This window comes from Phaeobacter gallaeciensis DSM 26640, from assembly GCF_000511385.1.
Classification (GTDB): domain Bacteria; phylum Pseudomonadota; class Alphaproteobacteria; order Rhodobacterales; family Rhodobacteraceae; genus Phaeobacter; species Phaeobacter gallaeciensis.
This window is the reverse complement of the sequence record NC_023137.1, coordinates 1,633,922-1,646,656: the sequence shown is the minus strand read 5'-3', so window position 1 is coordinate 1,646,656 and position 12,735 is coordinate 1,633,922. Positions and strand designations below refer to the sequence as shown.

Here is a 12,735-nt window from a genome sequence, read left to right as displayed (position 1 = left end):
CTGCTGTGCGGGACTTTGCTGTTATCCAAACAGAGCAGACTGAGGATAAGGTAGGGCTAATGACGGCGCATCATTTATACCGAAATAACGCAGTTCTACTGTTTCGGGGTCTACAGGCTTTGTTGCCGGAAACTCAACACGACAACGGTACAACAGCACGGTGTATTCGACGCGATCCCCATTCGGATAGGTATACCTAAATTCATTGCCCCCGAACGCGCCAGTGAGCGATGCCGAAATCACCTTAAAACCCGTCTCTTCAAACACTTCTCGATTCAGGGCTGCTTCAGGAGGCTCCCCAAGTTCAATTGCACCGGCGGGCAAGCTCCAACCTTCAGATCCGGCTTTCCGCTGCAACAGCAGTCGCCCTACATCATCATGAATGATGGCCGCAACTGACGGTATTAGGAGACGGTCATGACCGATCTTTCGGCGTAAGCCCTGAATGTAAGATGGAATCGTCATGCCGAATTAATATCGCTTTCGGGTGACATACGCGACAACAGGTTTGGGCTCAAACCGGAGTTGCGGCGTTGCAGCACCAAACTGCAGTAGATCCCGTACTTGCGCCTATCGTGGCATCACCGCAGCCAGCCCAATGAGGACATACGTTGTGAGTGCAGAAATTAGACTGTTGGTTTTCAGTTGCAGTCGTTCAAAAAGCTGATTGCTTATGAGCCACCAGCGCCACCGACCCACCATTGAACAGCGCTCGCCGTCAAGCTGCCAACGACACCAAGTGCGAGCGCGACCAAAACGTATATGCCAATGACCATCAGGCTGGTCTTTCTGGTCTGCAACTTCACGAAAGCTGAAAAGCCCTGAAGCGTATTTTGCCCCCTATCCTCGAACTTTTTGCGCCAGTGATAAACTACCATCCCATCTTCCAAGCCGTGGGGGACATAGTCCTTCCAAATCTGGGTTTCGAGTAAACGGCTTTTGTGCCACTCGGCATGGGATGATGTGATCGATGAAGCCACGGGGACGACGGCTAGGAATACGATACGAGAAACATCAGCAAGACCATGTTGAGCGGCATCTGCTGATGCTTCGACTGACGTTGGAAGTGTGCGAGCTTCGTTTAAGCGACAATCGATGTACTCGATCTCTTCAAAGCCGCTGGTCCAGGCTCTGTCTTTTGGTTTGATTGCGGTCACAAACGGGCGGGTATCGTGCTTGGGCGGCAGGAGCCTTAGGCGAAAATAACCACTTTCTGGGTTGCCGTTGGATTGTCTTGCAAGGGACCCCAATGCCATTGATGTAATCGAGATCAGAGTACCCCCGTCCTTCTCCACAACGTTGAGTTCGCAAGGATCGATTGAGCCGTCTTCAGGTGAGAAGAGATGGACATGGCAATAGTTGTTGGCACCGACTTTCAACTCTACAGACTTGCCGTTCGGTTTCTTTGTCGAAGATAAGGTTTCGTTGAAAATACCTTGCGCAAGTTCAGTAGATGCAAACTCAGGCCCAAGGTCTTGAATATCTTCACGTTGCAACGGAAAGGGAACAAAAATTCGGATTGCCGACAATGCCGACGCGTCGCTGGGCATTACCCCGATCTCAATAAAGTCGCGGCGTTTGGTACCTGAAAAATGCCAGAGATTGACATGAAACTCCGTCTGGACTGCCGCGTCGGCGGCCGCACGTTCGCACCAAAATGCTATGGATTTGTTGTCAGACATCGGGATTAACCTTTTGAGCGACGGTCAAGACTCGGGCTAGCGCCTCTTCATCGCCACCGTTCACAAAATAGATTGGTATGCTCAAGTTATCTGAGATATCGCGCGCAGCCGTGATTGCGATCTCTTGCTGTTTTTCTAGATGATCGACGCTCCGCTCGGGTCGGGACCGGCTCGCATCACATTCACGGTTTCGGTGAATCTTTCGAGGTTCACCTTTCACAAAGACCACGAAGTCGGGGGCTATCTCGCGAAAAACATCAGAGCTGATATGAACCAACCCATCGGGAGTATCAATGACAACATGTGCATCCAGAATGACGAGAGTCGTATCAGGATCAACGTATCGGTTGAACGCTTCGATCAGAGCAGCTTGGTTTTCGACAATGTTGCGAGCGCGAAGGTGGTCCTAGGGCGTCAATTGTTCCTCCTTCTGCACGAGTGAGTCGCGGATCAGAGTGCTTGCAGAGAGAATTTGCATCGGGATAGCCGTGCCTACTTTCTTGAGTAGCCACGTCTTCCCAACTCCGGAAATACCGGCAACAATGCCAACTCTACGCGTCAAAGCGGGAACCCAAAGTTGCAGCGATCCAAGGCTTCGCGAAGTCGCCGACCCCGCAACTCGACGATTGATTGTGGCGGGTGTCCCCCAAAAATCCCAGTATCGTGCAACTCTTCCAGCGAGATCGGCGGATCAATGTAATCGACGAGCAGGTAATTTATGACCTTCACTGGATCATCGGCCGTAGCTTGATAGTCCTCCAGTTCTCTTTCGCTATAAACAGACCGACCACCAGTCAGCTTCATAAGGTCTTTCGTTGACGTTGCGAGCGAAAAATCGTCAAGAATACCAACCGCCGTTAGTGCTTGGGACGGATTTTCAATCGATTTTCCTTTATAAAAAAACAAAACTGATCCCGGCGCACCAAGGTTTGATGGCGCGCGACAGAGGTAAACCTTTCGAATGGTGTTACCTGGCCGTTTTGGACCGGCGCCATGACTGGTGTCGCGAAACATATCCGGCTGACGCGCATCGCGAAGGTCTGGATAAAGAACGTCATGGTAGTCTTCTTTGATTGGAATAACAAAACCACGTACGCCCGCATCGGCAACAAAACGCGGATAGCTTCTTCGATCTGTTTCGTAGACTGAGGTGCCATCGATACGGGTCAGTTGTGTATTCGAGAACGAACGTTCGAGAACAAGTTCACCATCTGAACCCTTGGTTCCAGTCTTCTCGAATCCATAGAACTCTAACAGGGCGATAAGAGCATCTTGATCCGGGTATGCCGTCAAATAAGCCAAGTCATAGGCATTCTTTTGCGCAAACCACAGTACTTTCTTGAGAAGCAGCTCGCCCAATTTGATACCTCTTTTTTCTGGGCTGACCTTGAAAGTACAGATTTTCAATATCTTTTGCGCTTTGCGCGTTGCGTCGGTTTGAGATCCGGTTTCGTCCTTGCGGACAATCAGACCGGCAATCTCATCGTTGTCATATACGACCCAACAAGGGCGCCGTTCCGCTACACATTTCGTCTTCCACCAATCATTGAACTCAGGATACCCTTCTCGAAGACTGTCAAAAAAACTGTCGGTAATCGGTATCGTATGGGCAGAAACATCCGCAACATGCCGGATGGGTACGGCGCGCGGTTCGTAGGTTGTTGTAAGGAGCTGAGCCGCGTCGGCTATGAACAACACGCGGTTAGCGAGGTCCGGCGCGTGTTTTTGCGCTCGTTCGTGAAGCCCCTGATCCTCCGTTACAAGAAAGTCTGAGGCATTAATGGAGAGCGCATGGAGCAGGATGGCATCGACTTCATCATTGTGTTTTCGGATCCTGCCGAATGCCTGCTGAAGATCGTCTTTGGTTACTCCCTTGACCTTTTCTAGGATCTGAAACTTGTCGACCTTGCTCAGCGAAATAGCGCGGCGGGCCGCATCCTTGTCGCGATTAATATCATCGCGTGCAGCTTCATGAACTAAGACATCAACTTTGTGCTTTGCCGCCAGCTGGGAAAACTTGGCGTAGGCGGGTTTGACGGTGTGATTGTCTTCAAGGCCGATGATGATGTTCGTATCAATGAGATACGACTGAGTGCTCATCTTTTAGGAACTTTCTTAGATCGCGTTTAGCATACAAAAATGATTGGGGGGGCTCAAAGCCAAATCGTTCTCTTAGGTCGGTAAGCTCTAAAGGTGTTTCGAACGGTCGGGCATTTGCAAACTCAAGAGCAAAACCCTCATCAAGACCTTCAAAGTAGCGGTCGAATTCCGGCCGCTCAATGAATGCCACATCTGCGTAACGTCGCCAAATTTCTTCGATGGCTAATTTCCTGACGGACGAAATCTCCGCCACCCCAACCATCGCGCGCTCCGGAGATGTCGAGTAAATGTATGCAATTGTGCCTTTTGGCGCAGATTTAGGAAACCTGCGCCGTAGCTCAACAGTCTTCTCACCCGACATTATGCGGCTACTAAACTTCGGTCGAATACTGAGCACAACATCCCTGTGAGGTCGAAATGGTTCTTCAGTGAAAATCGGAAGTACCAGTTGGTCTTCATGGTCAAGCTCAACATCAAACGCTTCGCGCACGTGTAGACACAACGAGCTACCGGCATCAAAGGCTGCACTCACGCGAAGTGTCCCGCCAAGCGCTTCCACGTACTTCTGGACTGTGCAGAGCTGCATATCGGTGCGGCCCTTCTCGAATTTTGATACGGAAGCCTGTCCAACATTTAGCAGTTCGGCCATTTCGGCTTGCGTCAATCCAGAAAGTTTCCGAATCTCTTTGAGAGCCTCACCAATCTTCGGAGATTGCTCATCCAAGCTCGATGCTCGAACCTCTACAACCTTGCCTTGGAGCTTGCCCATTTTATTCACCTCTCATTTATTCTGTTTGTAGTAGTCGCGAGTATTCCCCACAAGGAATATTTTGTGAAAGGCCCAAAATGTCGTGTCTGCTTGCTGACTTGTAAGCACTTCTGGTTGGACTGTGCAACGCTAGTCGCCGCCAAGCGGCGGTCGCTTAGACTAAGCGAGCTATCCACTTGACGGTTCCTGGCTTGATCTTGAGCGTTTAGTGTCGGCTCTAGTATTGCCAACTACAACGAACGGTCTCAGCGGATCTAACGGCTTTGCAAAGGTCTCTATCTGCGCATTGCGCCAGTTCGTCCATCCCGCAGCATCGGCCAAACTGGGCCCTCTGCCGACCTCGAAGGTAGCGCAGCAATCTCGTGATATGGTACCTCGTCAACGTCGGGTTGTCGTTGTGGAGGGCATGGTGGATTGGAGGATCAGTCATGGAAACACCAAACCTACCAGCCATTCGCGCACTTCGCCCGGCCTGGAACAAAGGCCGCATCGTTGGCCAGAAACGGCCACTGAAGCCGAAGCATGTCTGGGCAATCCGTGTTCGACTTGAATTGGCCGAAAACCATCGCAATCTTGCACTGTTCAACATGGCGATCGACAGCAAGCTGCGCAGCTGTGATCTGGTGAAGATGAAAGTCGTCGATGTCATGGCTTCAGGTCAGATCAAGGAACGAGCATCTGTCCTGCAAAGCAAAACTCAGAAGCCTGTGCGGTTTGAGATATCTGAAGGAACACGCGCTTCAGTCGAGAAGTGGATGGAAGATGAGCTTATGGTCGGTTCGGAGTACCTCTGGCCTAGCCGCTTCCACGAGCGCCTGCATATTTCAGCACGCCAGTATGCGCGGATTGTCCGCGATTGGGTCACATCAATCAGTCTTGAGGCGAGCGCATATGGCACACATTCGATGAGGCGAACGAAGGTGCCCCAGATCTACAAGAAGACAGGCAACTTGCGTGCAGTTCAGCTTCTACTTGAACACACCAAGATGGACAGCACAGTCCGATATCTAGGCGTCGAACTGGAGGACGCGCTAACAATTGCCGAGACCATTGAAATCTAGCAATCTCGGGTCGCCCTCGCGAGGCGACCCAAAGCCGACTTTGAGCACGTTCTCGGAATGCTACGGTCGCGCCCGTATTGCCGACATTCGCTGCAAGCGCAAATTTTAGCGGTGGACGAACTCACGGATCGCGGACAAAGCGACCTTAGATTTTCCAATTTCGCTAGCGTAGCATTACCTCGCAGTTGCAGCAGGCTTTTCGTCTCGATTCAGCGCATTTCACCGAAGCAGCCATCGAAATCCGAGATCAAGTGCCAGAGCTAAACCGGCCCGTCGCTGTTTCACTCCGAAAGTAGCCATCGGACGGCACGGTGCCCGTGATAACCTGTTGACGATCCAACTATGATGGTGCCGCCTAAGCCGCTTCCCTTAGCTACATCACTAACAAAATCGGCATCACCCCTGTTCAGCCCGCCAAGGATAGTCAGTTCTTCATCGTGCCTTTTTATGTAGGCCGTGTGTCTATCTATCGCTCCAACGATGACCTTTCCCTCTGGGCTAATGTCGAGCGCCGTAGAGCGCAGGCTATCGGGATTTGAATAAACATCTTGGCCCGCGCCGCTTTTGTTCCATCGGACGGCTTTCCTTTTGCTATAAACAGGCCCCATACCGCCAACGATTATCGTCCCGTCATTGGATGCATCAAAGGCCACCGAACTTTCTTCTGGTGCCATCAGGGCGATCCCCTGCGCCTCATTCCAACGGAACGCTTTAAAATCCACCCTACCGACAATTGTGGTACCGTCGTCACTCACACCAAGCGCGGCACTATCTTTGCCCAGCTCTTCGGTGCCAATTATTTTCATTCCGGTTTCATTGGTCCAACGGAATGCCCTGCGGTCAGCGGTGCCGCCCGTTGATCCCACCACGACCGTTCCATCGGCACTGACCGCCCTAGCTGATGATTTAATATCCATCATAGTGTCATCAAGGACGAGCATTCCGGTTTCTTTGGTCCAAATGAAAGCGCGCTGTCCTTCGGCGGTATCGCTGCTTCCTACGATAACACTGCCGTCAGCGTTCACATCTTGTGCCTGGCTTTCGGAACCTCCAGGGAGTGTTCCCAAACTAATCATCCCACCTTCTTCAGTCCATAGAAATGCGCGATCTCCTTGAGACGAGCCACTCACGCCAACGATCGTGGATCCGTCTTCACTGACCGCATTCGCGAAGCTCGATTTTCCTCCTGGCAGCACCCCTAAGTCGCAAATCGTAATCCCCTCACGGCTAGCACCGTTTGCTGCCACACAAGTTTCGGCTATTGCACCAAACCCCAATACGAGTAGAGCTGATAAACTCACGAAAGACAGCCCCAACGTCTTGAACACTATAAGCTTTGTGCAATCTTTCACTCTTTTGTTATCCTTGCGTTCGTAGAATGATCTTTAATAGGAATTTGGTCGTATCAACGCTATTGTCATTCGAAGATGTCAGAAGAATGACTGCGTTGTGCGCAATGCAGTGCCTGCCCATCCGAGACTACTGTTAGCGGTGAAAACGTCCGCTCCTAACGCCGCATCGTCGCATCCAGATTTTCGCAACGGCAGACGTTTCCGTGCTGCGAGCGCACGCAGCACAGAAGCGAAAAGTCCGGTCTGGGCTCACAACAGACATCGTTCCAGTCATCGGTAGGCGATCAGTGCGCAGCTTTCTTCCCTGAAACCGCCGCAATCACCGGCCCCACAACCTTGGTCGCCAGCGGGATCAGAACCAGCCCCCAGGCCACACCAAACACCCAATCCATCTTAGCCTTGACGCTCCACTCGGAAAAGCCCGCCCAGGCGGCAGGCACTGCGTGACCCACAGCATCGAGTTTACCCACCCTGCTATTGACGCAGGGTTCAGGCACCTGATCTCGCGGCCAAGGAGCAAAGGCCAGGCTAGCCAGTTCAATCGCTCCTGCCGGCGGGTCAAGGGGTTCAGCATCATCCTATTGCTCGAAGTGCGATGCGGGACCGGCCGGAGGCCAACCGGGGGTCGGACCAGGGGATTTCTACGGGTAATGGCGCAACCCTACGGACGACCGCCGGTTCTTTGTGGTCTTCGATCCGGGTAGACTATTTGGCGGCAGTTTCGATCAGACGATCACCGCGCCTCTAGCCCCGATCATCTATCAAGACGGTGCCTGCCTACCGAACGCCTTGCGCGAGGCGAACAAACTGCGTCTGACAGAACAGGGCATTCCGATTGAACCTGAGCTTTATGAAACGCTGAAAGCGTTCGCATGAACGAGGAGGAGCTGCAATGTTTCCTGCAAAGCAAGAGTTGGCAGACTGCTCAGGAGCACGCAACGCCCCCCTGCTAAACCGCCATTGCAAAGTCCCCCAGGAGAACAGCTGAGCGGACAAAATACACCCCTGGGCTGACACCGTCAGGTTCAACGGTACTCCCCCTCCGCCGCGTGGCGAGCGTTTCTGCCACCTGATCCGCGAGATGACTGCTGCGTCCCAGCCGTTCTTGAGACTGGCCGTGAGGCTTCGAAATCTGGTGGCGGGGCATCTACGCCAGCCTGTTGGCGGCGGCTGCCGACAGCTTGCTCTTGCATACTTTCCGTTTGGGCGTCGCGAGATGGAGAGGTTGCGCTGCTGCGGGCGAACGTGGTGGGACGTTGGTACTTACCGCGCAGCTGTGCTGTGTTCGTAACGGATGCAGCGGCAATCACAGGTGACCTGACAGTGCCGACGCTTGCGGGACAGAAGGCACAGCCGGAGCAGCAGTCGGGGCAAGCTGCTGCGGTGGCTCAGCCGGGGGGCTGCCAGTGCCACTTGCTCGCTGCCGCTGCTACCTAAGCCAGCAGCCTTCATGCCGCCCTCGCGCATCATCTAAAACGGCACGGCGTCCACCACAGTGGAAGCCATCAGGACATCGTCGCGATCACCTAAAGTGCGAGTCCGTTGCGGGCCACGAGATCGAGGAAAAGAACAAGGGTCATCGCAGCCTCCGTCAGTGGCCCGGGTTTTCCGGGTCAGTTTGCTCAGTGCCGCGGTCAAAGCGTTCGGCGTAAGCCTCGGTCAGCCGGTTCGGGCCGTGCAGCACCTGCCATTGCCGGATGCCATTGCGCCAGCCGGCCCGGCCTTCGCGGGTGTCGGGCTCTACGGCATCCTCAGCCGGAAGCTCCGTCTTCAGCAGCTCCCAGACCGCCTGCTTGCCCTGGCAGTATGCTTCGGCGCCCCAAGTGCTCAGCAGTTTCTGAAACGCGTCAAAGGCGGCGCGGTTGAAGACCTTTTCCTCGCCCAGGCGGCCTATCGCCGGGTTCTCAGGATGGACGCCGCAGCAGGGCACCCAGCCTTCGGGGATGGGCGTGTTGGCGGAATGGGTGCGCTCGGCACGCAACAGTTTGGGCAGCACATGGGTGTGCGGGCCTTCGGGGGATTTGCCGCCGGTGTCGGGACCACCGATCATTTGATAGACCTCAACCCGGCCGAGGCGGGTCAGCAGCACCCGGTGCGGATGGTGCTTTAAAATTGCCCCCATCGCCGGGTTGCCGTGCTCAAATAGCGACCTGCCGGCGTTTTCGTTCAGAACTTCCAGCAGTTCGGGATCGGCGGTGCGGATGCAGAAATCCGCCTGGTACTGGCCCAGCCCCATGTCGAACAACTGGGCGCCGCGGTCTTCGTCTCGTAGCGCATCTTCGTCGGGGCCAAGCGCGGTCAGCGCACCGCGCTGGTTCATCGCGGCGGCGTCATGCGGCAGGCACAGCGACACGGCTTGCGTCCAGCGGTGCGGCTTTGGACTGAGCGTCTCATAGGCGACCGGGCGCACGCCCTCCAGGGTATCGATGCGCACGCCGCCACGGGGGGTTACCTGCATAAGCCCGGCATGCTCCTGCGGGGCCGGATCGCCATAGACATGGTGGAACTCGGCAATGGCGCCGAACGAGCCCATGTTCCAGCCGCAATCCTCTTGCATCAGCGCGTCTTTCAGCACCTGTTGAAGCTCAGGCATGTGCTGCCCTCCTGTTGGTTGTTTTCCATTCCAAGGCGCCGGTGTGGACGGCCTGATAAACGGCTTTGCCGATGACTTCGCCGGTGGCGGTATGCAGCCCGGCATAAGGGGTTGCACCAGCCGGTGCCGCCACCGCGACACAGTCGGTTCCAGTGCCGGTCGCCGTTCCGTTTGGCAAGATGATGTCAGCGTCCATCACTGCTGCGGTGCGGGCCTGGACCGCAATGCTCATCGCCTCGATCAGCGCGGCGTGGGCCAGCCCTTGGGAGAGGCGCAGGGCGACATTGATGGTGCCCCAGTTGCGGCTGGCGTAATCCATCCGGCTGCCGGCCTTTTCGGCATTGGACAGGCCGACAGTGGCCACCGCCTGAGCGCTGATGCCTTCTACAGTGGCTGAGGCCTCGCAATAGCGGCGCACATCCCGCGAGGTCAGGAAGGCCACGGCATCCTCGCAGCCCCTCTGCAACAGTTCACCTGCGAACCACTCGGCGACATCCAGATCACACGGCAGGTCGCTGTTGCGGACTTCGCGCCACAGGATGCGGCGGGCGGTCACAAGGCCGGGGCGGTTCACAGCCCAGCTCAGCACTTGCACCTCGGCGCCGAGGTCAAACTCGATCCAGGGGCGGTCCAGAGTGACCGTGCCCATCACAGAACCTCCAGCGGCTGGAACACCGGCCCTTGCGCCGTTGTCTCATGCCAGAACGAGATGCCGAAGGCGCGCGCCATCAAGTCCGGTGTCAGCACTTCGGCGGGTGGCCCGTCGGCCAGGATGCGGCCCTCGGCCAGCAGGATCAGCCTTGTGCAATGGCGCGCCGCCAGCCCCAGATCATGCAGCGAGACCAGCGCGGCCCGGCCTTCGGCAGCGAGGCTGGCAAAGACCTCCATGGTGGAGATCTGGTGCGCCGGATCCAGCCCGGCGGCGGGTTCATCCGCCATCAGCAGCGGCGTGTCCTGCGCCAACGCACGGGCAATCAGCGCGCGGGCCTGCTCGCCGCCGGAGAGGCGGGATGCGGCGCGCTGACGGAACGGGCCGAGCCCCATGCGCTCAATCGACTGATCGACCAGCGCCTGATCACCAGGCGGCAGCCGCAGCCCCTGAGGTAGATGCGGCAGGCGGCCAAGTGCCACCAGCCGCTCTACCGGGATCGGCCAGGCAATCTCGCGCGATTGCGGCATCCAGGCTACCGCGCGGGCGCGTTCCGCGGCACTCATCTCCGCCAGCGTGCTGTGCCCTTGCGCCGGGATCAGCCCCAGGGCGGCGCGCATCAGGCTGCTTTTGCCTGCGCCGTTCGGCCCCAGCAGGCCGACGAACTCACCTGCTTGGATGTCAATCGACACATCGCCGAGCACCGGGCGGTTTCGCAAGGTAACGGAGAGGTTCCGGACCGAAAGCACGCTCATGCCAGCCCCTTCCGCGTCTTGTAGATCAGGTGCAGGAACAGCGGCGCGCCGACCAGGGCGGTGACCACTCCCAGCTTGAGGTCCCGCGACGGCAGGATGATCCGCACCGCAATGTCAGCCAGTTGCAGCATAATGGCGCCGCCAAGCGCCGAGGCCCACAACAGCCGCGACGGCTGGCCGCCAACCAACGGGCGCAGGATATGCGGCACCACCAAGCCGATGAAGCCGATAGCGCCCGCCACAGCAGTGGCGCCGCCGACAATGGCGGCCGTCCCGACAACCAGCAGCAGCCGCAGCCGGTTCAGGTTCATCCCCATGGTCTGCGCCGCATCCTCGCCCAGGGTCAGCGCATCCAGACCCCGCGCCAGTGTCAGCAGGATCGCGCCCCCCGATAGTGCAAAGGGTAGCACCAGCCAGACATGCAGCATCGAACGGTCCGCCAGCGAGCCCATCATCCAGAACACAATCTCATTGGCGGCAAAGGGGTTGGGCGACAGGTTCAGCACCAGCGACGTGAGCGCCGCTGCCATCGCCGAAATCGCAATCCCTGCCAGTATCAGAGATAGCGAGCCGCCCTGCGGCCCGGCCAGCGCCATCACCAGAAACACCCCACCCAGGGCACCCGCCAGCGCCGCCAGAGGCAGGCCCAGTGTCAGCGTGGCCGCCAAGCCGGTGTTGATCGCCAGCACTGCCCCCAACGCCGCCGAGGAGGACACACCGATCAGTCCCGGTTCAGCCAGCGGGTTGCGCAGATAGCCCTGCATCGCCGCCCCCGCCAGCCCCAGTCCGCCGCCGATGATCACCGCCAGCAGCGCACGCGGCAGCCGGATTTCCCGCATCACCAGGGTAAGCGGCCCGTAACCCTCGTCAAACAGAGCGGCCAGGCTTTCGCGCGCGCCCACATCAGCCGGCCCCACCGTGAGCGACAGCAGGAACAGTGCCTGCACCGCTACTGCCAGAACCAGCATCAGACGGGTCATTCCCGGCTCTCCTTCTCCATGAACAGGCGGCGCTCTGCGGCCAGACTTTCCACCGCACGCAGCACATGCGGGGTGCCGCAAACCCAATCCGCATCGCGCATCTGCCCGGCGCCGCTGCGGCCAGCCAGCTGCCGCACCACCGGATGCGCCAGATTGTCCTCGCTGCGCGAGGCGCGCGGATAGGGCGACGTGCCGATCAGCAATTCGGGCGCCGCCATTGCCAGCAGTTCCAACGGCATACTACCGGAGTGCGCATACCCCAGCTCATCCGCGATATTGCGCAGCCCCGCCGCGCGCAGGATCTGGCCCGCCAGTGTCATGCTGCCGGAAGTGAACCCGTTGGCGGCATAGAGCGCGGCGCGTGGCGCCTCCGGCCCTGCTTGCTCCAGCTTTGCCAGCCGCTGGTCGTAGTCCGCCAGCAGTGCGCGGGCCGCTTCTTCGCGGCCCAGAACCTGACCCATCCGCAAGATACGTGCGCGCACATCCTGCAGCGAGCTGGCGGGCTCGAACACCACCACCGGCACGCCAAGACGGCGCAGCATATCCGTGGTGGCAGGTGTCGAATAGGCGCCGGCAATCACCAGATCGGGCTGCAGCAGATAAATCTCTTCGGCCAGCCCGTGGTTGGCGGGATAAGCCATGGCCGCGTCAGCCATAGCCGAGGCGCGCGTGTCCCGCGCGATGTAGGAGACCGAGGCCAGCTGGCCGGGCGCTGCCAGCAGCATCGCCAGCTGGTCCGTGCAAAGGTTCATCGACACCACGCGCGACGGCCCTGCAAAAGCATCAGTGACGGC

12 protein-coding genes and 1 pseudogene are annotated in these 12,735 nt (G+C 57.5%); 1 reads left to right on the top strand and 12 read right to left on the bottom strand.

From position 1 onward, the window contains the following. Positions 1-21: 21 nt before the first annotated feature. From GAL_RS22195 to GAL_RS07885, 5 genes and pseudogenes are all read right to left on the bottom strand, one after another. Positions 22-465, bottom strand: coding sequence for an NUDIX domain-containing protein (locus tag GAL_RS22195; protein ID WP_024097061.1), 444 nt, complete (start codon positions 463-465; stop codon positions 22-24). Between the two features lie 206 nt (positions 466-671). Beyond that, positions 672-1,682, bottom strand: coding sequence for a hypothetical protein (locus GAL_RS07900; protein ID WP_024097060.1), 1,011 nt, complete (start codon positions 1,680-1,682; stop codon positions 672-674). Beyond that, positions 1,675-2,070 (bottom strand): annotated as a pseudogene (locus GAL_RS22960) (AAA family ATPase); the annotation flags it as partial. The pseudogene GAL_RS22960 and the gene GAL_RS07900, both read right to left, overlap by 8 nt. Positions 2,071-2,240: 170 nt before the next feature. After that, positions 2,241-3,782 (bottom strand): GNAT family N-acetyltransferase, encoded by a 1,542-nt coding sequence (locus GAL_RS07890; protein WP_024097058.1) that lies wholly within the window; start codon positions 3,780-3,782, stop codon positions 2,241-2,243. Then, entirely contained in the window at positions 3,757-4,551 is a 795-nt protein-coding gene (locus tag GAL_RS07885) for a helix-turn-helix domain-containing protein (RefSeq protein WP_024097057.1), read from the bottom strand. Before GAL_RS07885 ends, GAL_RS07890 begins: the two co-directional genes overlap by 26 nt. A gap of 428 nt (positions 4,552-4,979) precedes the next feature. Between GAL_RS07885 and GAL_RS07880 the strand changes: the two genes are divergently transcribed. After that, complete coding sequence (locus GAL_RS07880) at positions 4,980-5,612, top strand: tyrosine-type recombinase/integrase (protein WP_024097056.1); 633 nt, start codon at positions 4,980-4,982, stop codon at positions 5,610-5,612. Positions 5,613-5,893: 281 nt separating this feature from the next. Here the strand turns inward: GAL_RS07880 and GAL_RS07875 are convergent, their stop codons facing one another. The 7 genes from GAL_RS07875 to GAL_RS07845 all read right to left on the bottom strand — a co-directional run bounded on the left by GAL_RS07875 (position 5,894) and on the right by GAL_RS07845 (position 12,693). Next, positions 5,894-6,964 carry a hypothetical protein gene (locus GAL_RS07875; protein WP_024097055.1) on the bottom strand — a complete coding sequence of 357 codons (1,071 nt, stop codon included), beginning with the start codon at positions 6,962-6,964 and terminating at the stop codon, positions 5,894-5,896. 284 nt (positions 6,965-7,248) lie between these two features. Then, positions 7,249-7,404 carry a hypothetical protein gene (locus GAL_RS22470; RefSeq protein ID WP_407674844.1) on the bottom strand — a complete coding sequence of 52 codons (156 nt, stop codon included), beginning with the start codon at positions 7,402-7,404 and terminating at the stop codon, positions 7,249-7,251. Positions 7,405-8,555: 1,151 nt separating this feature from the next. After that, positions 8,556-9,557, bottom strand: a complete 1,002-nt coding sequence (locus GAL_RS07865; protein WP_024097053.1) for a DUF6925 family protein — start codon at positions 9,555-9,557, stop codon at positions 8,556-8,558. After that, entirely contained in the window at positions 9,550-10,206 is a 657-nt protein-coding gene (locus GAL_RS07860) for an adenosylcobinamide amidohydrolase (protein ID WP_024097052.1), read from the bottom strand. The genes GAL_RS07865 and GAL_RS07860 overlap by 8 nt, the downstream gene beginning before the upstream one ends. Then, positions 10,206-10,961, bottom strand: coding sequence for an ABC transporter ATP-binding protein (locus tag GAL_RS07855; protein ID WP_024097051.1), 756 nt, complete (start codon positions 10,959-10,961; stop codon positions 10,206-10,208). The genes GAL_RS07860 and GAL_RS07855 overlap by 1 nt, the downstream gene beginning before the upstream one ends. Further along, a complete protein-coding gene (locus tag GAL_RS07850) occupies positions 10,958-11,941 on the bottom strand; it encodes a FecCD family ABC transporter permease (RefSeq protein ID WP_024097050.1) in 984 nt (327 codons plus the stop codon). The genes GAL_RS07855 and GAL_RS07850 overlap by 4 nt, the downstream gene beginning before the upstream one ends. Beyond that, positions 11,938-12,693 carry an ABC transporter substrate-binding protein gene (locus GAL_RS07845; protein WP_244462743.1) on the bottom strand — a complete coding sequence of 252 codons (756 nt, stop codon included), beginning with the start codon at positions 12,691-12,693 and terminating at the stop codon, positions 11,938-11,940. The genes GAL_RS07850 and GAL_RS07845 overlap by 4 nt, the downstream gene beginning before the upstream one ends. Positions 12,694-12,735: the final 42 nt, after the last annotated feature.